Source organism: Nocardioides lianchengensis, from assembly GCF_900101465.1.
GTDB lineage: Bacteria > Actinomycetota > Actinomycetes > Propionibacteriales > Nocardioidaceae > Nocardioides > Nocardioides lianchengensis.
This window is the reverse complement of the sequence record NZ_FMZM01000003.1, coordinates 294,223-319,429: the sequence shown is the minus strand read 5'-3', so window position 1 is coordinate 319,429 and position 25,207 is coordinate 294,223. Positions and strand designations below refer to the sequence as shown.

Sequence of the window (25,207 nt, the reverse complement as noted above, 5' to 3'; positions counted from 1 at the left end):
TCCCGTGACTCGACTCTCCCGCCGTGGCCTCCTCGGTGGCGGCGCTGCCGCCGCCGGGGTGGCCGGCGCCTTCGCGGCCGGCCGGGCCTCGGAGGCGTCGCCGTCGTCCGCCGGTCCGGCGCGTGAGAAGACCTACCCGTTCCGCGGCGAGCACCAGGCCGGCATCGACACCCCGGTCCAGGACCGGCTGCACTTCGCGGCCTTCGACGTACGGACGGAGTCGCGCGAGGAGCTGGTCGCGCTGCTCCAGGCGTGGACCGAGGCGGCCGAACGGATGACCGGGGGAGGACCGGCCGGTCCGGTCGGGCCGGTCGAGGGCGCGTCGAACCTCCCGCCCGACGACACCGGCGAGGCGATCGGTCTGCCGGCGAGCGGGCTGACCATCACCTTCGGCTTCGGGCCGTCGCTGTTCCGCGACGCGTCCGGTCGTGATCGGTTCGGGATCGCCGACCGTCGGCCCGAGGCGCTGGCCCGGCTGCCGCACTTCCCGGCCGACAACCTCGACCCGGCCCGCTCCGACGGGGACCTGTGCATCCAGGCCTGCGCCGACGACCCGCAGGTCGCCGTGCACGCCATCCGCAACCTGGCCAGGATCGGCTTCGGGACCGTCGCGGTCCGCTGGTCGCAGCTCGGCTTCGGCCGCACCTCCACCACGTCGGTGGGGGAGGACACCCCGCGCAACCTGTTCGGCTTCAAGGACGGCACGGCCAACGTGAAGTCGTCGGAGGCCGCCGCCCTCGACGAGCACGTCTGGGTCGGCGCCGGCGACTCGCCCGGCGACTGGCTGGCCGGCGGCTCCTACCTCGTCGCCCGCCGGATCAACATGACCATCGAGGTCTGGGACCGCCAGCCGCTCGGCGACCAGGAGAACTTCGTCGGCCGCACCAAGGACTCCGGCGCCCCGCTCTCCGGCGGCTCCGAGTTCACCGAGCCCGACTTCGACCTCCCCGGCTCGAACGGCCCCGCGATCCCCACCGACGCCCACGTCCGCGTCGTCCACCCCGACCTCCACGACGGCGCCCGGATGCTGCGCCGCGGCTACAACTTCGTCGACGGCACCGACGCCCTCGGCGGCCTGAACGCCGGCCTCTTCTTCATCGCCTACGTCCGCGACCCCCGCACCCACTTCATCCCGATCCAGAACGCCATGGCCCGCTCCGACGCCCTCATGGAGTACCTGAAGTTCACCGGCTCCGCCCTCTTCGCCGTCCCTCCCGGCACCGCCCCCGGCGAGTACGTCGGCCAGTCCCTCTTCGACGCCTGACGATCCCCGTAGCTGGTCGAGCAGTGAAGGACGGAGTCCTGAACGATTGACCTTATTCGGGCCGGTCGTGCCGCCGGTGGTCGAGCAGTGAAGGACGAAGTCCTGAACGCCCGTCGAGACCCCCGCAGCCCTGCCACTGACCTCGTCCGAGCCGGTCGCGGCCCCGGTGGTCGAGCAGTGAAGGACGAAGTCCTGAGCGCCCGTCGAGACCCCCGCAGCCAGCAAGCAACCTCCGGTAGGTCGGCCCCTGCCGTGACGTCTGCTCGGTGCACCAGGCCGGTTCAAAGACCTTTTACAGAGACAAGGGGGCTCAGCGTCCGCGGTGATCAAGGGCCATCACCAGGCTGCTTCTGGCTCTCGGTCTCCTCGGGTCGACCGTTCGAACAAGGCTGTGAACAACCCTCGCATTCGATAATATGTTCGAGTAGAATGGAGGCATGGCTCGGGACCTCGACGACTGCGACACCGCTACTGCGGTGCTGTCGTACGTGCGCTCCGAACGACGAGACGAGATGCGCGCGGCCGCGAACCAGCTCGCTGCCGCGGTCACCTGGGCCGGGATGCACTCCACCGACTCCCTGCAGGACGCCGCAGCCGTGTGGATCCCCGGTTGTGAGGACGAGATGGCCATCGCCGGTCCTGGGGCACCGTTGATCGCGGAGTTCAGTGTGCTGGAGTTCTCCGCCGCACTGGGCCTGTCGTCGGACTCGGGGCGGATCTACCTCGGCCACGCCGTCGAGCTCGCCCACCGACTCCCCAGGGTCTACGAGCGGGTCCAGTCCCTCGACCTGCCGGTGTGGAAGGCCCGACGCATCGCCGCCGAGACCATCGACCTGCCTGAGGACGGCGCGGAGTTCGTCGACATTCATGTCGCCGCAACCGCCCACAAGATCTCGATTGCCCAACTCGACCGGACCATCGAAGAAGCCCGGGTCCGCTTCGACCCCGACGAAGCAGCCGCCCGCGCCCGCAGCGCGGCTGAGGTGCGGCACTTCGACATCGAGACCCAGCAGGTCTCCTACGACGGCCACGTCGAGGTCCGCGGCACCCTCGACCTCGTCGACGCGCTCGACCTCGAGGACGCGGTCGCCCGGGGTGCGTCCCACCTCGGCACCATCGCCGAGGGGCTGTCCCTCGACGTACGCCGCTCGATTGCCGTGGGTGACCTTGCCCGACGCCAGCTGACGCTGGAGTTGAACGCCGAACCGGACCCGGACCGCAAGCGGCCCCGGCAGGTCGTGGTCCACGTGCACCTCGCCGACGCCGCGATCGCCCGCGTCGAGAACACCCGATCGCTGATCTCGGTCGAGCAGGTCAAGAGCTGGTGCCAGGACGGCGACAGCCAGGTCGTCATCAAGCCCGTCATCGACCTCACCGGACACGTCCACGTAGACGCCTACGAGGTCCCCGACAGGCTCAAAGAACGCCAAGCCCTGCTCCAGCACTCCTGCGTCTTCCCCTGGTGCCGACGGCGCGCCAGGACGTGCGACCACGACCACAGCGACCCAGCATCCAGGGGCGGCGCCACGTGTGACTGCAACATCGCCCCACTCTGCCGGCGACATCACCGCGCCAAGACCCACACCAGGTGGCGCTACGACAAGATCGACGACACCACCTTCATCTGGCGAAGCCCGAACGGACTGACGTTCAGACGCGACCACACCGGCACCACCACCCCGCAGCCCTGACGGCCCGCCCGCTCAGGGCTATGGGCGCGCACACTGGGATGGTGCACACCCATCGGTTGGTCATCGAGGGCGACGTGGTGCGCAAGCGCTTCATGACCTGGGCAGATGGTGAGGCGGAACGGGAATGGGCCGGCCTGGTGGCCCTGGACGCTGTCGTCCCCGACCTCGCGCCGGTGCCGGTCACGCGCGAGGTGGAAGACGGGGCGCCAGTGGTGGTGATGTCCCGGCTTCCGGGCTCAGCCCTGGGAGGGGCCCCGATGTCCGCTGCGCAGGTCGACGCCCTGACGTCTTCGCTGCCGCGGCTGTTCGCGGTTCCGGTCGGCACCGGCCTCCCGGAACGTGCGGCCGGGCCGACCGAGATGCGTGGACTCGTCCGGGGGTTGGCCCGCGAGCACTACGACCTTGCCGCCCGCCAGGACCAGGGCCTGGTGGGGCGGGCGCTGCACCAGGCTCGCGGCTGGGTCGAGGGTGAGTGCGAGCACGATCTGGTCGTCGACGAGGTCCTGTCCCGGGGCTACGGCAACCTGGCCAACCTCGTGTGGGACGGACGTCGCTGCCGGTTCGTCGACTTCGAGGACTTCGGCGTCTCCGACCTGACCGACGAGCTCGCCGACCTCGTCGAGCACGCCTCGTCCCGGCTGAGCCGGCTCCTTGACGTCGTACGCCTGCTCGCGGGCTATCCCCTCACCCAGGACCAGCAGGTGCGGCTCGACGAGCATCGACGCGTCCTGGCCGTCTTCTGGCTGGTCATGCTGCTCCCCGGCAACCGCGGCTTCGACCGCAACCCCGCCGGGAGCGCCGAGGACCAGGCGCGTCACGTCCTGTCGATGCTGGGCTGAGCCGGCTCGACCAGCACCACCGCGTCCGTACGGCGCAGCCGCCACCGGTCGAGCGGTCCGCCGGTGGAGCGGAGCCGCCCGCGGACCTCGTCGTACCAGCGGCCGGAGCGGGCGACGGTGGCGGTGCCGGTGACCAGGTCGGCGGGGCCGGTCGGTGGTTGGAGGGTGACGGTGGTGCCGTCGCCGATGCGGCGGCACAGCTCGCCGGACCAGCGGGTGGCGAAACCGAGGCGGCCGTCGGGGAGGGCGATGACGCGGACCGGGGTGCCCATCGGCTCCACCCGGTCGGCTGGGTCGCCGGTGGCGAAGAGCCAGAAGGAGGTCACGCGCGCCACTCCGCGGCGGTGATGCCGAAGAGAGCGGACGGCCCCTCGTACCACTGCTCGACGACGCCGCGGTCGGTCATGCCGATCCGCCGCATCACCGCCTGCGAGGGGTAGTTGTCCGTGTGCGACACCGCGAGGATCTCGGGCAGCCCGGCAGTGAAGCCGTGGCCGAGGACCGCGCGGGCGGCCTCGCTGGCGTAGCCGTGGCCCCACGAGTCGGGGTGCAGGTGCCAGCCGATCTCGACCTCGCCGTTCTCGTTGTTCGGCAGCGGCAGCAGGATGACCGACCCGGCGACCACCCCGGTCGCGCGAACCTCCACCGCCCAGAAGCCGTACGGCGGGCTCGCCGACCGCTCGGTGTAGCGGTCGACCTTCGCGTGCGCCTCGTCGAGCTCCTGCATCAGCACCGGCTCGCCGTCGCCGAGCCACTTGACCACCTCGAGCCGGCTCTGGATGTCGAGCAGCCGCTCGACGTCGGCGTCGTCGTGGGTCCAGGGGCGGATCAGCAGCCGGTCGGTCTCAAGGTGCACCGCCCCACCTTCTCAGCGACCGATGAATCCGGTCACCCGGTTAAGTCCGCACCCCTGACGAAGGGAGCACGACATGCTCGATCCAGCCGAGGCGTTCCACGGGTTCGCCGTCCACGACACCGAGGTCGCCCGGGCCTTCTACGCCGACGTGCTCGGCGTGCGGGTGACCGACGCCGAGATGAGCGGGATCATCCGCCTGCACCTCGGTGAGGGCCCGCCGACGATCGTCTACCCCAAGCCCGACCACGTGCCGGCGTCGTACACGATCCTCAACTTCCCGGTCGTGGACGTCGAGGCCACGGTCGACGAGCTGACCGCGCAGGGGATCGCGTTCGAGCGCTACGCGGGCACCCCGACCGAGACCGACGCGAAGGGCGTCTTCCGCGGGGGTGGACCGCTGATCGCGTGGTTCACCGACCCGTCCGGCAACGTCCTCTCGGTCATCGCCCGGGACTGACCTCCTCACCGAGGTCGAGCACCCGCTCCACCCCGATCTCCTCCAGGAACACCGGGTCGTGGCTGACCACCACCAGCGCTCCACGGTAGGAGTCGAGCGCCGAGACCAGGGCGTCGTACGACGCGAAGTCGAGGTTGTTGGTCGGCTCGTCGAGGAGCAGCAGCTGCGGTGCAGGGTCGGCCAGCAGCAGGGCTGCCAGCGTCGCGCGGAACCGCTCGCCGCCGGAGAGCGCGCCCACGGGCTTGTCGGCGGCGCGACCGCGGAAGAGGAAGCGCGCGAGCCGCGAGCGCACCTCGGTGCGATCGGCGCCGGGAGCGCGCAGCGACACGTTCGCCGCGACCGACAGGTCGTCGTCGAGCAGGTCCAGCCGCTGGCCGAGCAGCGCGACCGGCACCTGCGCGTGCGCGACCAGCCCCTCCAGCAGGGTGGTCTTGCCGGAGCCGTTCGGGCCGACCACGCCCACCCGGTCCGGGCCGCTGACCTCGAGTGCTCCGCCGGCCAGCACGACCCGCCCTCGCGGCACCTCGGTGCCGGGCAGGTCGACCCGGATCGCCCGGTCCTCGCGCAGCCGGGACTCGGCGTCGTCGAGGCGCTCGCGGGCGGCGTCGAGGCGCTCCTCGTGCACGCGCCGGTACTTCGCCGCCGACTGCTCGGCCGCGTTCTTCCGCTTGCCGGCCAGGATCTTGGGCAGTCCGCCGGCCAGCTGCGCCTGCCGGCCCTGGCGTCGCCGCTGCGCGAGCACCCGCTCCGCCTCGGCGCGGTCCGAGCGCTGCCGGCGCAGGTCGCTCCGGGCCGCGCTCACCGCCTGCTCGGCGGCGTCCTGCTCGGCCGTCACCTGGGCGAGGTACGACGAGAAGCCGCCGCCGTACCAGCGCACGGACCCGGCGCGCAGGTCGCCGATCCGGTCGACCCGCTCCAGCAGTTCGCGGTCGTGGCTGACCACCAGCAGCGTGCGCGGCCAGGACGCGACCACGTCGTGCAGGCGCTCGCGGGCCTCGCGGTCGAGGTTGTTGGTCGGCTCGTCGAGCAGCAGGACGTCGGGACGGCGGACCAGCAGCCGGGCCAGGCCGAGCCGGGTGGCCTCGCCGCCGGACACCTCGCCGATCCGCCGGTCCAGCAGGGCGCCGGGTAGGCCGAGCCGCTCGAGCTCGGCGACGACCCGCTCCTCGACGTCCCAGTCGTCGCCGACCGTGTCGTAGAGAGCGGGGTCGGCGGAGCCGGACTCGATCGCCCGCAGAGCGCGTCGTACGGCCGCGACGCCGAGGAACTCGTCGACCGGCTGGGCGACGTCGAGGGTCAGGTCCTGGGGCAGGTAGCCGACCTCGCCGGCGACCTTCACATGGCCGGTCGTGGGGGAGAGCGCCCCGGCGACGAGCTTCAGCAGGGTGGACTTGCCGGACCCGTTGACGCCCACCAGGCCGGCGCGGCCGGCGGGGACGAGGAGGTCCAGGTCGGAGAGGAGGGGGGTGCCGTCGGGCCAGGCGAAGCCGACGGCGGACAGGGCGATGGGTGCGCTGGGCACAGGGGTCTCCTGAGAGGTGTCGAAGGTGGTGGACGACCTCAGAGGAGCAACGTGACCTGCCGGCGGGAGGGGGTGGGACGTCGTCCACGGTAGGGCCGTGGACGATTCCGGTGCCACCGAATATCTCGGGTACTGTGGCGATCGGCACAGCGTCGTGCACCACCGCACCCAGAACGATCGACCTGTTGAGGACATCCGCTGTGAGCAAGCCCGTCGTACTCATCGCCGAAGAGCTGAGCCCCGCCACCGTCGAGGCGCTCGGCCCGGACTTCGAGATCCGGAACTGCAACGGCGCCGACCGTGCCGAGCTGATCCCGGCGATCGCCGACGTCGACGCGATCCTGGTCCGCTCCGCCACCAAGGTGGACGCCGAGGCCCTGGCGGCCGCCAAGAAGCTGAAGGTCGTCGCCCGTGCCGGCGTGGGCCTCGACAACGTCGACGTGAAGGCCGCGACCCAGTCCGGCGTGATGGTCGTGAACGCCCCGACCTCCAACATCGTCTCCGCCGCCGAGCTCGCCGTCGCGCTGATGCTCGCGGCCGCCCGCCACGTCTCGCCGGCCCACGCTGCGCTGAAGAACGGCGAGTGGAAGCGCTCGAAGTACACCGGCATCGAGCTCTACGAGAAGACCGTCGGCATCGTCGGGCTCGGCCGGATCGGCGTCCTCGTGGCCCAGCGGCTGTCCGCCTTCGGCATGAAGGTCATCGCCTACGACCCCTACGTCCAGGCCGGCCGCGCCGCCCAGATGGGCGTCCGGCTCGTCGACCTCGACACCCTGCTGGCCGAGTCCGACTTCATGTCGGTCCACCTCCCCAAGACCCCCGAGACGGTCGGCCTGATCGGTGCCGAGCAGCTCGCGAAGGCCAAGACCAGCCTGGTGCTGGTCAACGCCGCGCGTGGCGGCATCGTCGACGAGGCGGCCCTGTACGACGCGCTCAAGACCGGCAGCATCGCCGCCGCCGGCCTCGACGTGTTCGCCAAGGAGCCCTGCACCGACAGCCCGCTCTTCGAGCTCGAGAACGTCGTCGCCACGCCCCACCTCGGCGCCTCCACCGACGAGGCCCAGGAGAAGGCCGGCATCGCCGTCGCCAAGTCGGTGCGCCTCGCGCTCTCCGGCGAGCTGGTCCCCGACGCGGTCAACGTCCAGGGCGGCGTGATCGCCGAGGACGTGCGGCCCGGCATCCCGCTCACGGAGAAGCTCGGCCGGGTCTTCACCGGCCTGGCCGGCGAGGTCGCCCAGCAGCTCGACGTCGAGGTGCGCGGAGAGATCACCGACTTCGACGTCAAGGTGCTCGAGCTGGCCGCGCTGAAGGGCGTGTTCAGCGACATCGTCGAGGAGCAGGTCTCCTACGTGAACGCGCCGCTGCTCGCGGCCGAGCGCGGCACCGCCGTCCGCCTGGTCACCGAGGCGGAGAGTCCCGAGTACCGCAACCTGATCACGCTCCGCGGCACCCTCGCCGACGGCTCGCAGGTCTCCGTCAGCGGCACGCTCGTCGGCATCGGCCAGCGCGAGCGGCTGGTCGAGATCAACGGCTTCGACGTCGACCTGGAGCCGACCGACCACCTCGCCTTCCTGACCTACAGCGACCGGCCCGGCATGGTCGGCACCGTCGGCCAGATCCTCGGCGACGCCCAGGTCAACATCGCCGGCATGCAGGTCGCCCGCGACGCCAAGGGCGGCCAGGCGCTGGTCGCCCTGTCGGTCGACACCGCGATCCCCGCCGACGTGCTCGGCGAGATCCAGTCGGCCATCGACGCCGCCTCGGTGCGCGCCGTCAACCTCGTATAGCGGGGACGCACCAGCGGAACCGCTGATCGAGGTCGAGCGAGGCGACCGCCGTGTCGAGACCTGATCTGCTCTCGCGGTCCGCTTATGCCACCAGCACCCGCCCGGCCGTGCGGCCGGGCGGGTGCGGTCGTTCCTGGACGACCGCCCACGCCGCGGCGAGCCGTCGTACGGCGTCCTGCAGCTCGGCGGGCGGACGGCCCCAGGGGATCCGCACGTAACGGTCGAGCCCGCCGTCGAGCGAGAACACCGGCCCGGGCGCGAGCGGGACGCCGCGGGTCTCGGCCTCGACGGCCAGCGCGGTCGCCCGCGGCGTCGGCAGCTCGCACCACAGCGACAGGCCGCCACCGGGCCGGCGGAAGCGCCAGTCGGGGAGCTCGTCGCTGACCGCGGCCATCAGCGCGTCCCGCTGCTCGCGGAGCCGGACGATGTGCTCGGGCAGCGCCGGGGCCTGCTCGAGCAGGCGGGCCAGCACCAGCTGCTCCAGGACCGGCGCGCCCAGGTCGAGGGCGAGCCGGGCCCGGGTGAGCCGGTCCATGAGGGCGTGCGGCGCCCGGATCCAGCCGAGCCGGAGCCCGCCCCAGAACGCCTTGCTGGCCGAGCCGATCGTCACCGCGTCCGTGGAGTACGACGCGAACGGCCGCGGCATCTGCTGCCCGTCCAGGGCCAGCGCCTGCAGCGACTCGTCGACGATCGCCACGGTCCGCGCCCGGCGCAGCGCGGCCGCGCACTCCTCGCGCTGCTCGTCGCTCATCAGGTGCCCGGTCGGGTTCTGGAAGTCGGGGATCAGGTAGGCCACGGTCGGGGCGGCCTGCCGCACGGCGGCGGTCAGCGCCGAGACGTCCCACCGGTCCGGGTCGACCTCGGCGCCCACGAGCCGGGCGCCGGTGAGCCGGACCGACTCGGAGGCGTTCGGATAGACCGGGGTGTCGACCACGGCCCGGTCACCCGGGCCGGCCAGGGCACGGACCGCGATCGCGGTCGCCGCGAGCGCGCCCGCGGTGACGATGACCTGGCCGGGGTCGGTCGGGAGGCCGCGCTCGTCGTACCGCCGGGCGATGGCGGCCTGCAGCTCGGGCAGGCCAGTGGGGAAGTAGCCGTGCCCGCCGAGGTGGGCCGGGAGCGCGGCCACCGCGTCGACGTACGCCGCGGCCAGGCCCGGGGGAGCGGTCGCCGAGGCGCAGGTCAGGTCGACGGTGTCGCGGTCGGTGTCCGGCCACGGCATCAGCGCCTTGTCGTGCACCCGCTGCCGCCCGCCCGGCACCCGGGTGAAGGTGCCGGCGCCCTGGCGCGCCTCGGCGTACCCGCTGTCGCGGAGCACGGCGTAGGCCCGGGTCACGGTGGTCCGCGAGACGCCCAGCGCGTCGGTCAGCTCGCGCTCGCTCGGCAGCCGTACGTCGAGGCCGATCCGCCCGTCGCCCACGAGCAGGACGAGCGCGTCGGCGAGACCGGCGTACGCCGGGCTGCGGTCGAACTCGCCGACGAGGGTGGCCACGCGGGCGGCGGAGATCGAGGCGGACATACAGACCACTGTCCCAGAATTGGCTATTCAGAACCAGTCCAATCCGCCGCAGACTGGAGCCATGTCCACGCTCGTCGACCTCGGCCCCGTCACGCAGCTGCGTGCCGGCCGGCTGGCCCGTCGCCTCCCGCAGCTCTACGTCGGTCTGGTCCTCTACGGCGTCAGCCTCGCGATGATGGTCCGCAGTGACCTGGGCCTTGCCCCGTGGAGCGTGATGGAGTCCGGGCTGGCGAGCCACCTGCCGATCACCCTGGGTCAGGCCGTCATCGGCGTCAGCTTCGTGGTGCTGCTGCTGTGGATCCCGCTGCGTGAGAAGCCGGGGCTGGCCACTATCTCGAACGCGCTGATCGTCGGGCTCTCGGCCGACGCGACGCTGGCGGTCCTCGGGGACGCGACCTCGTGGCCGGCCCGGCTCGGCCTGATGGTCGGCGGGATCCTGCTCTGCGCGCTGGCGACCGCGCTCTACATCGGGGCGCAGTTCGGGCGGGGTCCGCGCGACGGGCTGATGACCGGGCTGCACCGTCGTACCGGCCGCTCGATCCGCCTGGTCCGGACCAGCCTCGAGGTCACGATGATCGTGCTCGGGATCGCCCTCGGTGGCTCGCTCGGCCTCGGCACGGTGCTGTTCGCGCTCGCCATCGGCCCGCTCACCCAGACCCTGCTGCCGATCTGCACGGTTGCCCTCCTCCCGCCTCACCCGGAGGCATGACAGACTTCCGGCACCACGATCCGGGAGGGGACTAAGACATGTCTGAGGGACAGCAGGGCGAGGCCGCCGTCGCACCGCTCGCACCGCCGGAGCCGGTGCTCACCCTGACCGCGCCCGAGGCGCCCGCCCCGGTCACCACGACCGCGGCGCCCAAGATGGCCCCGCAGGTCTCCGCGGAGGCGCTCCCGGAGCTCGACGCGAAGGTCGAGTCGTTCCTCGCCGCGCTCGGCGCGGCCCAGGCCGGCAGCCCCGAGTTCGCCGCCCAGGCCGAGAGCGTCCGCACCATGGGCGACGCCGACATCCGCAAGGCGGCCGAGACCTCCAACCGGATGCTCGAGCAGCCGGTGCGCGCCCTGAAGGAGGGCGGCATCGCCCAGGGCTCCGAGGTCGGCAAGACGCTGCTGGAGCTGCGCCGTACGGTCGAGGACCTGGACCCGTCCGAGGCCACCGGCTCCAAGAAGCTCCTCGGCTTCCTGCCCTTCGGCGACAAGATCACCGACTACTTCCGCAAGTACCAGTCGGCACAGAGCCAGCTCAACGGCATCCTGCACAGCCTGCGCAACGGCCAGGACGAGCTGACCAAGGACAACGTCGCGCTCAACCTGGAGAAGGCCAACCTGTGGGCGACCATGGGCCGGCTCAACCAGTACGTCTACGTCGCCGAGCGCCTCGACGCGAAGCTCTCGGCGCGGATCGCCGAGCTCGAGCTCTCCGACCCCGAGGCCGCCAAGGCGCTCAGCCAGGACGTGCTGTTCTACGTCCGCCAGAAGCACCAGGACCTGCTGACCCAGCTGGCGGTGTCGATCCAGAGCTACCTGGCCATCGACATCATCATCAAGAACAACATCGAGCTCATCAAGGGCGTCGACCGCGCCTCCACGACCACCATTTCGGCGCTGCGCACGGCCGTGATCGTGGCCCAGGCGCTCGGCAACCAGAAGCTGGTCCTCGACCAGATCAGCGCGCTGAACACGACCACCTCCGGGATGATCCAGCGCACCTCCGAGATGCTCCGCGAGAACTCCGCGGCCATCCAAGAGCAGGCGGCCTCCTCGACGATCGGCATCGAGCAGCTGCAGGCGGCCTTCCAGAACATCTACGCGACGATGGACTCCATCGACGAGTTCAAGCTGAAGGCGCTCGACTCGATGGCCCAGACGATCGGCGTCCTCGGCAACGAGGTCGACAAGTCGAAGGCCTACCTCGACCGCGTCCAGGCCCACGACGCCCGCAACGCCGCGGGCTCGCTCGACCTCTCCTCGCTGCCCACCCGCTGAGGCACCGGATGGGCATCCGGTCGTGGTTCGGCCGCCGCAAGGAGGAGCCGGCGCACGTCGTACCCTCGCCGCCGACGGAGCAGGACATCCTGGCCTCGCTCAACCGGGTCAACGCGATGCTCGTCGAGGGCAACGCCCCGCCCGTCGTCACCTCTCGGGTACGACGGATCGCGCGCACCATCAACGACACGCTGCCGCGCCTGCGCCACCTCGGAGCCGGCTCGGCCGACAGCTACTCGGTCGTGGCGACCGCGACCGACTACCTGCCCGAGGCCGTCGGCGGCTACCTGCGGCTGCCCCGGGACTGGGCCGACACCCGGCCGATCGACGGCTACAAGACGTCGCTGATGGTCCTGGTCGACCAGCTGGAGCTGCTGGCCTCGACGATGGACAAGATCCTCGACGCCGCCAACCGCGCCGACGCTCAGGCGCTCGTCGCGCACGGCATGTTCCTGCAGGCCAAGTTCGGGCCGTCGACCGGCACCGACATGACGCTGGGATCACCCACATGACGTCCTCCACGAAGTCCCTGTCCGACGCCCTCGCCGCCCTGGCCGAGGCCGCCGCCACCGCCGGGATCGACGCCGACACCGCCCGGGCCGAGGGGGAGGCGCTGGCCGCCACCGTCGCCGAGGCCGCCAAGGGCGCCTTCGTCGACTGGTCGGCCCAGACCGGCCGGCCCGCCTCGGCGGACGCGTTCATGGACGCGGCCTCCCGCGGCCGGCGCTACCGGGTGGCCCCCACCCCGACCATGGGCCAGCTCCAGCTGACCCGCTCGGCGCACGCGCCGTCGTACGCCCAGGCGTTGGCGGACGTCGCGTTCGCCGCGACCTCGCTCGGCGAGGAGAACCCGCGCACCGTCGGCAACGCCGCCGGCGCGGCCGCCGCCCAGCTGGGGGAGTCCGGCGGTGGCCCGGCCCCCGTGATCGAGCGCCAGCCGGTGCCCGACGTCGGCGACGAGATCACCCGCAGCCTGCTCAGCCAGCTCGGCACCATCCAGCAGAAGCTCGCCGGCTCGCTCGACCTCTCCGGCCTGCAGACGCCGGAGGTCCCGACGCAGACGACGCCGGACCCCGTCCAGGCCGCGCCCGCGGAGCCGGCCCCGCCGGCCGAGGAGCCCGAGCCGGAGCCGGAGGAGGACCCCAAGACCGTCGAGGAGCTGCTGGCCGAGCTCGACGAGCTGGTCGGCTTGGCCGACGTGAAGGCCGAGATCCACCGGCAGGCGGCGGTGCTGCGCGTTGAGGGGCTGCGCCAGCAGGCCGGGCTGAAGGCACCGACCATCACCCGGCACATGATCTTCAACGGCAACCCCGGCACCGGCAAGACCACGGTGGCCCGGCTGGTCGCCGGGATCTACCGCGCGCTCGGCCTGCTCTCGAAGGGCCAGCTGGTCGAGGTCGACCGCTCCGAGCTGGTCGCGGGCTACCTCGGCCAGACCGCGATGAAGACCGCCGAGGTCGTGAAGTCGGCCGAGGGCGGTGTGCTGTTCATCGACGAGGCCTACTCGCTCGCCGGCGACCAGTACGGCCAGGAGGCCGTCGACACCCTGGTCAAGGAGATGGAGGACAAGCGCGACGACCTGGTGGTCATCGTCGCCGGCTACCCCCAGCCGATGGAGGTCTTCGTCGCCCAGAACCCCGGCCTCGCGAGCCGGTTCCGCACCACCATCGACTTCGCCGACTACACCGACGACGAGCTCGCCGACATCTTCGGGGTGATGACCCGCTCTGCCGAGTACGACGTCGACGACGCGGTCCTGGCCCGGCTCGCCGAGATCCTCGCGCTGGTCCAGCGGGGCCCGACCTTCGGCAACGCCCGCTACGTCCGCAACCTGCTGGAGGCGGCGATCGGCCGGCACGCGTGGCGGCTGCGCGAGATCGAGCAGCCGACCCTGGAGCAGCTGCGCACCCTCGTGGCCGACGACCTGGAGGTCGAGCCGCTGGACCCGCCGGTCCAGCCCACGGACGCCGGCGTGGTTGACCCGTTCGACGGCGGGGAAGAGACCGGGTCGCCCGAGCAGGAGGAGACGGCGTGACCCAGACCGCGGGAGCCCCCGCCCCGACCCCTTCCCCGACGACGGCGGTCGTCCCGGCGACGCCCGCGGCGCCCGCGGCCCCGGCGCCCGCGGCTGCCGGTCGCGACCTCGCCGAGGACGTCCCCAGCGTCCTCAACAGCCTCCAGGTCATCGCGGTCGCGGTGCTGGTGGTCTTCGGCGTCGTCGCCGCCGTGCTGCAGGTCCTCGGCTGGCAGGCCAACGGCCGCGCCGCCGACAACACCGAGCAGGTCGTGCGGGTCCAGCAGATCCAGTCGGAGCTGCTGCGGGCCGACGCGATCGCCACCAACTCCTACCTCGTCGGCGGCCTCGAGCCCGCCGACGCGCGGGCCGAGTACGACGAGTCGATCGACACCGTCCTGCGGCTCGTCGCGGACGCGGCCGAGGCCCAGCCCGCCGACCGCGAGGTGCTGGCCGACCTGAACGCGGCGGTCTCGTCGTACACCACCTCGGTGGCGCAGGCCCGCGACTACAACCGCCAGCAGTTCCCGATCGGCATCGCCTACCTCAACGACGCCGGCAACGGGCTGCGCGCCGACGCCCTCCCGATCACCCAGGCGCTGGTCGACGCCAACGCCGAGCGCGCCGTCGACGAGATGGACGGCCAGAGCCCGCTCTGGATCCTGCTCGCCGGCATCGTCGCGCTGGCGGTGCTGCTCGCGGTGAACCAGCAGATCGCCCGGCGCTTCCACCGCCGCTACAACGTCGGCCTGGTCCTCGCGGCCGTCCTGGTCGCCGGCGTCACCATCTCCACCGCCTGGCACGCCCAGGCCGAGCACAACGGCAACGAGGGCATCCAGGCCGGGCGCTACCGGTCTGCCGTCGAGGCGGCGACGACCCGGACCGCGGCCAACAACGCCAAGGCGATCGAGAGCCTGGGGCTGGTCAACCGAGGCGCTGGCGCAAGCTACGAGACCCGCAAGGGTGGCTGGGAGGACCAGGCGTCCATCGTCGAGGACAACGCCGACGGCCTGACCCTCGAACAGTGGGAGGTCTACGCCGCCCAGCACCAGAAGATCCGCGAGGCCGACGACGCGGGCGACTGGAACGCGGCTGTCGCGCTCGCGACGTCGCCCGACGCGGGTGCGCCCACCGAGCTGCTGGACGCCGTGGACGGCAGCGCGGCCCTCGAAGCCGAGACCGACGGTCAGGCCGCAGCTGACGGCTTCCGGGCCGGCGGTGCGTTCTCGGTCGTGCTGATCGTGCTGACCGGGGTCGGTGCCCTGCTCGCGGCCTTCGCCGCCAGCCGAGGTATCGGCACCCGACGAAGGGAGTACGCATGAGGCGCCTCGCGGCACTGACCCTGGCTGGAGTCCTGCTCGCCGGCTGCGGCGGGTACGACGCCACCGTGGTCCCGGAACCGGATGAGTCTGCTGCTGCTGCCGCCGGGCCGAACCCGTCCGACGACAACGAGGAGTGCGAGAACGACGGCCGGGAGCTGATCTCCTACGACCCAGGTGACGGCACGCTCGACGGTACGGCCGTCCGGCGTATCCGCGACCGGGGACGACTCATCGCGGGCGTCGCCGCGGACACTTACCTACTGGGTGCTCGCAGCGGCGGGACCGGTGTCGTCGAGGGCTTCGACATCGACATGGTCAACGCGATCGCTCAGTCGATCTGGCCCGACGAGAGCCCTGAGCGCATCGTGGCCAACCGCGTCGAGCTGAAGGTGATCACCGCCGCTGATCGGATCCGGTTGTTGCAGGACGGGGATCACCCGATCGACATCGTCTCGCGCAACATGACCGTCAACTGCGACCGGTGGCAGGACGTCGCTTTCTCGCAGATCTACTACGACGCCGGCCAGAAGGTCCTGGTCGGCAAGGACACTGGGATCGAGAGCATCGAGGACCTCGCAGGCAAGCGCGTCTGCGCGCCGGCCGGAACGACCAGCATCGACAACATCCGGAAGATCCAGCCGGACGCGATCCCGGTCAGCTCGACCGACAACTCCGCGTGCATGATCCTCTTCCAGAACGGCGAGGCCGATGGCGTCAGCACCGATGACACCGTGCTAGCCGGTCTGGCGGCGCAGGATCCGTACGCGACCGTGTTGAAGACCGAGTTCCTCACCTCAGAGCCCTACGGCATCGCGGCCAACAGCGATGACGTGGACCTGGTCCGGTTGATCAACAAGACGCTGGAGGACATGCGGCGCGACGGTCGGTGGCAGGGGTCGTACAAGAAGTGGCTGCAGGGTCCTCTCGGCGTGCCCGGTGTCCAGCCCGAACCGCGGTACGGGCAGAACCCGTGGGCTCGATGACCGCATGAGCACCGCCCCCACCCCACCCGGCCCACTCGGCTCCGCTCCGGAGCCGGCGGCGCTGCAGGCCTACCTGCACGCCCTCGACGAGTGGGTGCGCGGCCGCAAGGCCGAGCTCGACGAGCTCGACGCGGCGGCGCTCGCCTCGCAGCGCGGGGCCGAGGTGGCCTCGGACATGGCGCTCGCGCTGTCGATGTGGAAGGCGGTCTCGGACCGCTGGCAGCTGATGTGGGCCACCTGGGACGGCGGCCGGGTCGGCCATCAGGAGCGGGAGCGGATCACCGCGCTCATCTGGGGCCGGCTCGACTCCACCGTCGGCGGCGGGACGGGCGGCACCTCGCTGCCGGAGGCCTGCCGGCTCTCCGACGCCCTGGTGAGCCAGTTGCGCGCGGCCCTCTCGCTGGCTCCCGGCGCCGACGCGGCGGCCGCGCGGATCAAGGAGCTGCGCGCCCAGCTGGAGCGGCTGCGCGACCAGGTCGGACTCGAGCCCGCTCTCGGCCGCGACGCCGCGGTCGACCGGCTGGCCGGGCTGATGGCCCGGCTCCAGGACGTCACCGCCCGCGCCCAGCGCGGGGCCGACGTCGGCGGCCTGCTCGGCCCCCTGGAGCAGGAGGCGGCCACCTTCGAGCGCGACCTGATCGTCGGCAACGCCCGGCGCCGCGAGGCCCGCGAGCTCCTCGAGGACGCCCGCGAGCTGCAGGCCGACCTGGAGACCCGCGAGACCGCGCTTCGCACCCTCGCCGAGCGCTGCGTGGCCAAGGTCGACCCCGCGCCGCGCTACGCCGTACCCGACGTGTCGAACCTCGGTGCCGTCCCCAACACCGCCGAGGCGATCGAGGCCCACGTCGCCAAGCTGCACCGCGTCGAGCAGGCCTTCGCCCTCGTCGAGGAGAAGTACGCCGGCGCGCTGGCCGAGCTCTCCCAGCTCGTGGACCTGCTCGACGCCCTCCGGGCCAAGGCGGCCGCCCACGCCATCGCCGACCAGCCCGACCTGGCCGCCAGCGAGCGGCAGGCCCGCGACGTGCTGGCCCGCGAGCCGGTCCCCGTCCCGGTCGCCCGCTCCCTCGTCGGCACCTACTCCACCTGGCTCGACCAGCTCCTCACCAAGGAGAACGCATGAGCACCCAGCAGTGCACCCAGCCGGGCTGCACCGGCACCATCCAGGACGGCTACTGCGACGTCTGCGGCATGGCCGCGGCGCCCGGAGGAGCCTCGACGGCGACGCCCGCGCCGGCAGCGGCCGCCGCCCCCGCCGCCCCCGCCGCCTCGGTCGCCGCGAGCGCCGACGGCACGCCCTGCACCCAGCCCGGCTGCACCGGCAAGATCCTGGACGGCTACTGCGACGTCTGCGGCTCCCCGGCCGCCTCGGTCGCGGCCGCACCGGCAGTGGGCGGCGAGTCCGCCCCGATGGGCGTCGGCGAGGTCTCGGTGGCCACCTCGGCCGCGAGCGTCCGCTCGGCCGCGATCGGGTCCCGGCTCGCGCAGTCGACCGGCTCGTCCAGCACCCGTCGTACCCGCAGTGGGTCGCAGCGGATGCGGGCCGCCCGGCTGGGCGCGGGCCTCACCGTCGTACCTCCGGCACCCGCGGTGGACGCCAGCTTGGCCATCCAGCCGAACCCGCAGGTGCCCGAGGACAAGCGCTCCTGCTCCAAGTGCGGCAACAAGATCGGCCGCAGCGTCGACGGCCGCCCTGGGCGCACCGAGGGCTTCTGCCCCCAGTGCGGCCAGCAGTTCTCGTTCACGCCCAAGCTGCACCCGGGCGACCTGGTGGCCGGCCAGTACGAGGTCGTCGGCGCGATCGCCCACGGCGGACTCGGCTGGATCTACCTGGCCAAGGACCGCAACGTCTCGAACCGCTGGGTCGTCCTGAAGGGCCTGCTCAACTCCGGCGACCCCGACGCCCTCGCGGCCGCGATCGCCGAGCAGCAGTTCCTGGCCCAGGTCGAGCACCCGCTGATCGTCGAGATCTACAACTTCGTCACCCACGAGGGTGCCGGCTACATCGTCATGGAGTACGTCGGCGGCAAGTCGCTGAAGCAGATCCTCAAGGCGCGGATGACCGCCAACAACGGCCTGTACGACGCGCTGCCGGTCGACCAGGCGCTGGCCTACCTGCTGGAGGTGCTGCCCGCCTTCCAGTACCTCCACGACCTCGGCCTGGTCTACTGCGACTTCAAGCCCGACAACCTGATCCAGGTCGGCGACGCGGTGAAGCTGATCGACCTCGGTGGCGTGCGCCGCATCGACGACGAGGACTCCGCGATCTACGGCACCGTCGGCTACCAGGCACCCGAGGTGGCTGAGGTCGGGCCGAGCGTGGCCTCTGACATCTACACGATCGGCCGGACCCTGGTCGTGCTGTGCATGGAGTTCCGCGGCTACCAGGGCACCTACCTGCACACCCTGCCGCCGCCGGAGACCACGCCGCTGTTCCAGCAGCACGACTCGCTCTACTGGCTGATCGCCAAGTGCTGCGCTCCCGATCCGGCCGACCGGTTCGCGTCCGCCGACGAGCTGCGCGCGCAGCTCATCGGCGTGCTCCGCGAGGTGGTCGCCGCCCGGACCCGGGGCACCGCTCTGACGAGCGCCGCCTCGGTGCTCTTCGAGTCGCCGGCCACGGCGACGTCGGTGCTCTCCTGGTCGGCCCTGCCCGACCTGCGCCCCGACACCACCGACGCCCAGCACGCGTTCCTCGCGACGATCGGCGCGACCGATCCGGCCGAGCGGCTGGCCAACCTGTCCCAGGCGCCCGAGGACTCCGCCGAGGTCTTCCTGGCCCGCGGCCACGCGGCCCTCGACCTCCAGGACGCCGGTCGCGCCCACGGGCACGCGGCCGAGCTGCTGGCCGCCGACCCGTGGGACTGGCGCGCGCTCTGGCTCGACGGCCTGGCCTACCTCCAGCAGGAGGACTGGACCGCGGCCCAGTCCGCGTTCAGCGCGGTCTACCAGCAGGTCCCCGGCGAGCTGGCCCCCAAGCTGGCCCTCGCGGTGGCCTGCGAGCGAGGCGGCCTGCCCGAGGTGGCCGAGGGGCTCTATGCGACGTGCGCCGCCACCGACGCGACGTACGTCGCCCCCGCGGCCTTCGGCATGGCCCGCGTCCGGGCCGGCCGCGGCGACACCGCCGGCGCGGTCGCGGCGCTCGACATGGTGCCGAAGACCAGCCGGGGCTACCCGGAGAGCCGGCAGCTGCGGGCCGAGGTGCTGCTCGCGGGCAGCGGGTCCGACCTGGCCGTCCTCGACCAGGCGATGCGCTCGATCGAGTCGGTCTCGATGGACCCGACCGCGCGGCAGCGCTACACCGTGCGGATCCTCACCGAGGCGCTGCAGGTCGTGACCGCGGGTGGCAAGGACCCGCGGGCAGGGATCAAGATCGGTGAGCACGCCGCGTCCGAGGCGGGCCTGCGGGCCGGCCTGGAGACGGCGTACCGGGCACTGGCGCGCGAGGCGCCGCTGCTCCAGGACCGGGTCAGCCTGGTCAACCAGGCGAACGCCGTGAGGAGCTGGACGCTGACGTGAGCACCACCACCTGCCCCGCCTGCGGGACCGCGGTCCCGCCGGAGGCCCGGTTCTGCGAGAGCTGCGGGGCCGCGCTCGGCGGGGCCGCGCCCGCGGCGCCGACCGCGGCCGAGATCGACGAGCTGGCCCCGATCAGCGCGCCGACGTACCGCACCCCGGCGGCGCCGCCGCCGACCCCGGTGCGGACCTGCCTGACCTGCCAGGGGCCGGTCGGCGAGGACGGCTACTGCGAGGTCTGCGGGGCCAAGGCGCCGAGCGAGCGCGACCACTTCCGCGAGGACCCGGCCCCCTGGGTGGCCGGCGTCTGCGACCGCGGCATCCGGCACCACCGCAACGAGGACGCGATGGCGCTGCTGGCCTCGGCGACGCCGGGGGAGCGGGCCGTGCTCGTCGTCCTCGACGGCGTGTCGAACTCCATCGACTCCGACGTCGGGTCCCTGGCCGGCGCCCGGGCCGCGCGCGAGGCGCTGCGCACCCCGCTGCCGCGCGGCATGGGCACGCCCGAGGGCCGCTCGGCCGCGGTCACCAAGGTGCTCACCGACGCGGCGGTCGCCGCCAACGAGGCGGTCATCGAAACTACCGACCCGGCGTCGAGCAACCCCGCGTCGGCGACGTACGCCGTCGCGGTGCTGGAGGGCAGCGCGCTGGCCCACGCCAACATCGGCGACTCCAGGGTCTACTGGCTGCCCGACGGCGCCCCCGGCCGCCAGCTCAGCGTCGACGACTCCGCCGCCCAGATGCAGATCGAGGCCGGGATGTCGCGCGAGGAGGCCGAGAGCGGTCCGCAGGCGCACGCCATCACCCGCTGGCTGGGACGCGACGCTCCCGAGATCGAGCCTCGACTCGGGGCCCTGGAGCTCGACGCCCCGGGCTGGGTCGTCGTCTGCTCCGACGGGCTGTGGAACTACGCCTCCACCCCGGAGGCGCTGGCCGCGCAGGTCACCGCGGCCGGCACCGTCGTACCGTCCGAGCTCGCGCTGGCCCTGGTGGCCTTCGCCAACGCCCAGGGCGGGCAGGACAACATCACCGTCGCGCTGGCCCGCTTCGAGCCAGCCGCCCCCGCCACCACCCCCACGCCGCAGGAGGAGTCCCATGGCTGAGTTCACCGCCGCCGTCTACCAGAACGAGTTCCTGCCCGACGGCGGGACCGACGTCAACGCCATCGTGACCGTCAGCTGCACCGGAGCCGGCACGGCCGGCCAGACCGGCGCGGGCTCGGCCGGCGAGATCATCATCGTCGACACGTCCGGCTCGATGGGCCCGCAGACGATGGCCGCCGCCAAGCAGGCCGCCCAGGCCGCGCTCGCCGAGATCGTCGACGGCACCTACTTCGCCGTCATCGCCGGCTCCGACCGCGCGATGCTGGCCTACCCCCAGGTCTCCTCCGGCCCCGGCATGGTGCCGATGGACGCCTCCTCCCGCGAGGCCGCCAGCCGGGCGATCGCCAACTTCCACGGCTCCGGCGGCACCGCCATCAGCACCTGGCTCGACCTGGCCGGCACCCTCTTCGCCTCGGTCGCCGAGGTCACCCAGCGGCACGCCATCCTGCTGACCGACGGCGAGAACCGCGAGCAGCCCGGCAGCCTGGACGCCGCGATCAAGCGGGCCACCGGCTACTTCCAGTGCGACTGCCGGGGCGCCGGCACCGACTGGCAGGTCGACGAGGTACGACGGATCTCGCAGGCCCTGCTCGGCACCGTCGACATCATCCCGACGCCCGACCAGATGCAGGCGCAGTTCGAGGAGATCATGCGGGCGTCGATGTCTCGCGGTGTCGCGGACGCGCAGCTGCGGATCTGGGCGCCGCAGGGCTCGCAGGTGCTCTTCGTGCGGCAGGTCTCGCCCTCGGTCGAGGACCTCACCGCCCGCCGTACCGAGGTCAACGCGCTGACCGGCGCCTACCCGACCGGCGCCTGGTCCGACGAGTCCCGCGACTACCACGTCGCCGTCCGGGTCGCCGCCAAGGCGATCGGGCAGGAGCAGCTCGCGGCCCGCGTGCAGCTCGCCGTCGGTGACCAGGTGATGGCCCAGGGGCTGGTCAAGGCCACCTGGTCCGGCGACTCCGGGCTGACCGCCCGCATCGACCAGCAGGTCGCCCACTACACCGGGCAGACCGAGCTGGCCGCGATGATCCAGGAGGGCCTGCAGGCCAAGGCGAGCGGCGACGAGGCGACGGCCACCACCAAGCTCGGCCGCGCCGTCCAGCTGGCCGCCGAGACCGGCAACGACGAGGCCACCTCCAAGCTCCGCAAGGTCGTCGACATCGACGACGAGAAGGAGGGCACCGTCCGGCTCAAGCGCGCGGTCGACAAGGCCGACGAGATGGCCCTCGACACCGCGTCGACCAAGACCACCCGGATCAAGAAGTGACCTGTCCCGCCGGCCACGAGTCGGCCGCCACCGACTACTGCGACGTCTGCGGGCTGGCCATGGGCGCGGCCCCGGCGGCGCCCGCCCCCGACGCCGTGGACGCGGCGGGTGGGGCCGCCGACGGCGCCTGCCCGAGCTGCGGGGCGGCCAACCCGCCGAACGCTCTCTTCTGCGAGGCCTGCGGCTACGACTTCACGACCGGGTCCATGCCCCGCCCGGTCACGCCCCCGGCCGCGCAGGAGGCCACGCCGACGGTCGCCGCGCCCGTCGTACCGGACGTGCCGGCGGCGGGGCCCGCCAGCACCGCCCCGCCCCTGGGCGAGCCCTGGGTGGCCGAGGTCTGGATCGACCCCGACTGGTACGCCGACCAGAAGTCGACCGACCCGCTCCCGTCCCCGGGCATCCCGCTGGTGGTCCCGCTCCGGACCACCTCGATCCTCATCGGGCGGGCCTCCCGCAGCCGCGGCATCACGCCGGACATCGACCTGTCGTCCGACAACGGCATCAGCCGCCGCCACGCCCAGCTCACGACCGACGGCACCCGCTGGTTCGTCGAGGACCTCGGCTCCTCCAACGGCACGTACGTCGGCGGCACCGTCAGCGGTCTCCCGACGTCCCCGGTCCCGCCCGGCCAGAAGCACGAGGTGATGCCCGACGAGCGCGTCTACCTCGGCGCCTGGACCCGCATCGTCGTCCGGAGGGCGACCCCCGGCGAGTTCTGACCACCCTCCCCGCCGAGTCAGCAGAAGTTGCGGGCCGAGTCAGCACTACTGGTGCTGACTCGGCCCGCAACTGGTGCTGACTCGGCGATCTGGCCGGGTCAGCGCTTGGTGGCGATGATCGCGGAGGCGTCCGAGGCGACCATCACCTCGACGGCGGTGAAGCGCTCATCGGTGAGCCACTGCTCGCGCAGGGTGTCGACGCGGCCGTAGGCGATGGGCGGCCACACCTCGCACGGCGTGAAGTCGTCGAGGACGACGATCCCGCCCGGCTCGACCAGGTCCGCGATCGCGTCCACGCCGACCTCGGTCGGCTCGCCCGAGTCGAGGAACAGCAGCGAGAACGGGCCCTTGTCGAGCAGGGTCGACCAGTCGGCCGCGAGGACCTCGACCTGCGGGTCGTCGGCGAAGATCTGGGTGGCCGCCTTGGCCAGCTGGCGGTCCAGCTCGGCGGTGACGATCCGGGCCCCGTCACCGCGGACGCCCGAGCGCAGCCAGGCGGTCCCGACGCCGCAGCCGGTGCCGAACTCGGCCATCGTCCCGCCGCGGGTCGCGGCGAGGGTGGCAAGCAGCCGTCCGGTCTCGTTGCGGCAGAACGACACGTAGCCCGCCTTGCGGGACACGGAGAACGCGCGGGACACGACGTCGGGCAGCTCGGGCGGTGCGCTCATGCCCGCGAGTCTTCCATTCCGGGACGTCCGTCCCGGATCGCGGACAGATTCCGGAATCCGGTGGCGGGCGTCCGGTGAGGCGGTTACGGTTCATTCACCATGCGGAGCGTCTTCGTACTTATCGACTGCCGCGGCGAGGCCTGACAAGAGAGGCCACCTCGCCGCGGTGTTCGGCGTTGCGGGCCTCTCGACCATCTGTCGGATCTCCGACAGGCCTCGATCGAAGACACCACCGCGGCGGGACGCCAGCAGCGTCGCGCGATCCGCACTCTCATGGTCGATCTCCCTCGTGTGATCCACGAGCCGGAACTTCTCGTCCGGAGTGTCTTCGTTCCAGGCCTGTCGGGCCGAAGAACTACGACAACCACTCACGAGAAGGAGCACCTGCGATGTACGACATGTATCCCGACTGGGGACCGGCCCAGCACCACCCGGAGAACCCCTACAGCCACGAGAACATCAGCGCCGCGGTCCAGCGCTCGCTCGACCTGCGGGACGGCGGCGGCGAGCGCCCGGACGACAACTAGCGTTCTCCCCATGAGCGACTCGAACCCCAGCACCGGCACCCTGAAGCTCGCCGTCATCCCCGGCGACGGCATCGGGCAGGAGGTGACCGCCGAGGCCCTGAAGGTCCTCGAGGTGGCCGCCCCGGCCGGCGTGAAGTTCGAGCCGACCCGCTACGACCTCGGCGCGGAGCGCTACCTCGCGACCGGTGAGGTGCTGCCCGACTCCGTGCTCGGCGAGATCCGCGAGCACGACGCCATCCTCCTCGGAGCGGTGGGCGGCAAGCCCAACGACCCGAACCTGCCCCCGGGCATCCTCGAGCGCGGTCTGCTGCTGAAGCTCCGCTTCGAGCTCGACCACTACGTCAACCTGCGGCCGTCGCGGATCTTCCCCGGCGTGACCAGCCCCCTCGCGAACCCCGGCGAGGTCGACTTCGTGGTCGTCCGTGAGGGCACCGAGGGCCCTTACACCGGCAACGGCGGCGCCCTGCGCGTCGGTACGCCGGCAGAGGTGGCCACCGAGGTCTCGGTCAACACCGCCTTCGGTGTCGAGCGCGTCGTCCGCGACGCCTTCGCCCGGGCCCAGCGCCGCCCGCGCAAGAAGCTCACCCTGGTCCACAAGACCAACGTCCTCGTGAACGCCGGCTCCGTGTGGTGGCGGCTGTTCCAGGAGGTCGCCGCCGAGTACCCCGAGGTGACGACCGACTACATGCACATCGACGCGGCCATGATCTTCATGACGACCGACCCGTCGCGCTTCGACGTGATCGTCACCGACAACCTGTTCGGCGACATCATCACCGACCTCGCCGCCGCCATCACCGGTGGCATCGGTCTGGCCGCGTCCGGCAACGTGAACCCCGACCGGACCGCGCCCTCCATGTTCGAGCCGGTGCACGGCTCGGCCCCCGACATCGCCGGTCAGCAGAAGGCCGACCCGACCGCGGCCATCCTCTCCGCGGCGCTCCTGCTCGACCACCTCGGCCACGCCGAGGCGGCCTCCGTCATCGAGGACGCGGCCATCGCCGACCTCGCCGCGCGCGAGGCGGGCAGCACTCGTCGTACCTCCGAGGTCGGCGACGCGATCGCCGCCCGAGTACAGGGCTGACGCGTCACCTCGACCTCCGCGGGGCCGGGGCGCGTCAGGCGCCTCGGCCCGCGCTCATTTCTGCGTCCGAAAGACGGTAA

General features: G+C 72.4%; 23 protein-coding genes. 18 read left to right on the top strand and 5 right to left on the bottom strand.

The window, feature by feature from the left end:
• Positions 1 to 4 precede the first annotated feature (4 nt).
• From efeB to BLT76_RS07430, 3 genes are all read left to right on the top strand, one after another.
• A complete protein-coding gene (efeB, locus tag BLT76_RS07440; RefSeq protein WP_090853059.1) occupies positions 5 to 1,264 on the top strand; it encodes an iron uptake transporter deferrochelatase/peroxidase subunit in 1,260 nt (419 codons plus the stop codon).
• 437 nt (positions 1,265 to 1,701) lie between these two features.
• A complete protein-coding gene (locus BLT76_RS07435; protein ID WP_090853056.1) occupies positions 1,702 to 2,955 on the top strand; it encodes an HNH endonuclease in 1,254 nt (417 codons plus the stop codon).
• A gap of 257 nt (positions 2,956 to 3,212) precedes the next feature.
• Entirely contained in the window at positions 3,213 to 3,794 is a 582-nt protein-coding gene (locus tag BLT76_RS07430; protein ID WP_090853053.1) for a hypothetical protein, read from the top strand.
• Here BLT76_RS07430 and BLT76_RS07425 read toward each other — a convergent pair.
• Both BLT76_RS07425 and BLT76_RS07420 read right to left on the bottom strand, forming a co-directional pair.
• Positions 3,770 to 4,120 (bottom strand): hypothetical protein, encoded by a 351-nt coding sequence (locus BLT76_RS07425; protein ID WP_090853050.1) that lies wholly within the window; start codon positions 4,118 to 4,120, stop codon positions 3,770 to 3,772. The genes BLT76_RS07430 and BLT76_RS07425 overlap by 25 nt on opposite strands.
• Positions 4,117 to 4,650, bottom strand: coding sequence for a GNAT family N-acetyltransferase (locus BLT76_RS07420; protein ID WP_090853047.1), 534 nt, complete (start codon positions 4,648 to 4,650; stop codon positions 4,117 to 4,119). Before BLT76_RS07420 ends, BLT76_RS07425 begins: the two co-directional genes overlap by 4 nt.
• A 73-nt stretch (positions 4,651 to 4,723) precedes the next feature.
• Between BLT76_RS07420 and BLT76_RS07415 the strand changes: the two genes are divergently transcribed.
• Positions 4,724 to 5,107, top strand: coding sequence for a VOC family protein (locus tag BLT76_RS07415; RefSeq protein WP_090853045.1), 384 nt, complete (start codon positions 4,724 to 4,726; stop codon positions 5,105 to 5,107).
• Here the strand turns inward: BLT76_RS07415 and BLT76_RS07410 are convergent.
• Complete coding sequence (locus BLT76_RS07410) at positions 5,091 to 6,629, bottom strand: ABC-F family ATP-binding cassette domain-containing protein (protein ID WP_280139629.1); 1,539 nt, start codon at positions 6,627 to 6,629, stop codon at positions 5,091 to 5,093. The genes BLT76_RS07415 and BLT76_RS07410 overlap by 17 nt on opposite strands.
• Before the next feature lie 200 nt (positions 6,630 to 6,829).
• On the opposite strand from BLT76_RS07410, the gene serA reads away from it, so the two are divergent.
• Complete coding sequence (gene serA, locus BLT76_RS07405) at positions 6,830 to 8,416, top strand: phosphoglycerate dehydrogenase (protein WP_090853040.1); 1,587 nt, start codon at positions 6,830 to 6,832, stop codon at positions 8,414 to 8,416.
• Between the two features lie 82 nt (positions 8,417 to 8,498).
• Here serA and yczR read toward each other — a convergent pair whose 3' ends face one another.
• Entirely contained in the window at positions 8,499 to 9,935 is a 1,437-nt protein-coding gene (gene yczR / locus BLT76_RS07400) for a MocR-like transcription factor YczR (RefSeq protein WP_090853037.1), read from the bottom strand.
• Between the two features lie 61 nt (positions 9,936 to 9,996).
• On the opposite strand from yczR, the gene yczE reads away from it, so the two are divergent.
• The 11 genes from yczE to BLT76_RS07345 are packed head-to-tail and all read left to right on the top strand — an operon-like array spanning position 9,997 to position 22,848.
• Positions 9,997 to 10,644 (top strand): membrane protein YczE, encoded by a 648-nt coding sequence (gene yczE, locus BLT76_RS07395; protein ID WP_090853034.1) that lies wholly within the window; start codon positions 9,997 to 9,999, stop codon positions 10,642 to 10,644.
• A gap of 38 nt (positions 10,645 to 10,682) precedes the next feature.
• Positions 10,683 to 11,921, top strand: coding sequence for a toxic anion resistance protein (locus BLT76_RS07390; RefSeq protein ID WP_090853031.1), 1,239 nt, complete (start codon positions 10,683 to 10,685; stop codon positions 11,919 to 11,921).
• A gap of 8 nt (positions 11,922 to 11,929) precedes the next feature.
• Positions 11,930 to 12,433 (top strand): hypothetical protein, encoded by a 504-nt coding sequence (locus tag BLT76_RS07385; protein ID WP_179714434.1) that lies wholly within the window; start codon positions 11,930 to 11,932, stop codon positions 12,431 to 12,433.
• Positions 12,430 to 13,956 carry an AAA family ATPase gene (locus BLT76_RS07380; protein ID WP_090853028.1) on the top strand — a complete coding sequence of 509 codons (1,527 nt, stop codon included), beginning with the start codon at positions 12,430 to 12,432 and terminating at the stop codon, positions 13,954 to 13,956. Before BLT76_RS07385 ends, BLT76_RS07380 begins: the two co-directional genes overlap by 4 nt.
• Complete coding sequence (locus tag BLT76_RS07375) at positions 13,953 to 15,257, top strand: hypothetical protein (protein WP_090853025.1); 1,305 nt, start codon at positions 13,953 to 13,955, stop codon at positions 15,255 to 15,257. Before BLT76_RS07380 ends, BLT76_RS07375 begins: the two co-directional genes overlap by 4 nt.
• On the top strand, positions 15,254 to 16,240 hold the full coding sequence (locus BLT76_RS07370; protein WP_090853022.1) for a glutamate ABC transporter substrate-binding protein: 987 nt from the start codon (positions 15,254 to 15,256) through the stop codon (positions 16,238 to 16,240). Before BLT76_RS07375 ends, BLT76_RS07370 begins: the two co-directional genes overlap by 4 nt.
• 4 nt (positions 16,241 to 16,244) lie before the next feature.
• A complete protein-coding gene (locus BLT76_RS07365; RefSeq protein WP_090853019.1) occupies positions 16,245 to 17,360 on the top strand; it encodes a hypothetical protein in 1,116 nt (371 codons plus the stop codon).
• Complete coding sequence (locus tag BLT76_RS07360; RefSeq protein WP_090853016.1) at positions 17,357 to 19,756, top strand: serine/threonine-protein kinase; 2,400 nt, start codon at positions 17,357 to 17,359, stop codon at positions 19,754 to 19,756. Before BLT76_RS07365 ends, BLT76_RS07360 begins: the two co-directional genes overlap by 4 nt.
• Complete coding sequence (locus BLT76_RS07355) at positions 19,753 to 20,856, top strand: protein phosphatase 2C domain-containing protein (RefSeq protein ID WP_244509303.1); 1,104 nt, start codon at positions 19,753 to 19,755, stop codon at positions 20,854 to 20,856. The genes BLT76_RS07360 and BLT76_RS07355 overlap by 4 nt, the downstream gene beginning before the upstream one ends.
• Complete coding sequence (locus BLT76_RS07350; RefSeq protein ID WP_090853011.1) at positions 20,849 to 22,126, top strand: vWA domain-containing protein; 1,278 nt, start codon at positions 20,849 to 20,851, stop codon at positions 22,124 to 22,126. Before BLT76_RS07355 ends, BLT76_RS07350 begins: the two co-directional genes overlap by 8 nt.
• On the top strand, positions 22,123 to 22,848 hold the full coding sequence (locus BLT76_RS07345) for an FHA domain-containing protein (RefSeq protein WP_244509302.1): 726 nt from the start codon (positions 22,123 to 22,125) through the stop codon (positions 22,846 to 22,848). The genes BLT76_RS07350 and BLT76_RS07345 overlap by 4 nt, the downstream gene beginning before the upstream one ends.
• A gap of 98 nt (positions 22,849 to 22,946) precedes the next feature.
• On the opposite strand, the gene BLT76_RS07340 is transcribed toward BLT76_RS07345, so the two are convergent.
• A complete protein-coding gene (locus tag BLT76_RS07340; RefSeq protein ID WP_090853008.1) occupies positions 22,947 to 23,516 on the bottom strand; it encodes an O-methyltransferase in 570 nt (189 codons plus the stop codon).
• Positions 23,517 to 23,905: 389 nt separating this feature from the next.
• Here BLT76_RS07340 and BLT76_RS25635 point away from each other — a divergent pair, with 389 nt between their 5' ends.
• Both BLT76_RS25635 and BLT76_RS07335 read left to right on the top strand, forming a co-directional pair.
• Complete coding sequence (locus BLT76_RS25635; protein ID WP_170866970.1) at positions 23,906 to 24,043, top strand: hypothetical protein; 138 nt, start codon at positions 23,906 to 23,908, stop codon at positions 24,041 to 24,043.
• A 10-nt stretch (positions 24,044 to 24,053) separates the two neighbouring features.
• A complete protein-coding gene (locus BLT76_RS07335; RefSeq protein WP_090853004.1) occupies positions 24,054 to 25,127 on the top strand; it encodes a 3-isopropylmalate dehydrogenase in 1,074 nt (357 codons plus the stop codon).
• Positions 25,128 to 25,207 lie beyond the last annotated feature (80 nt).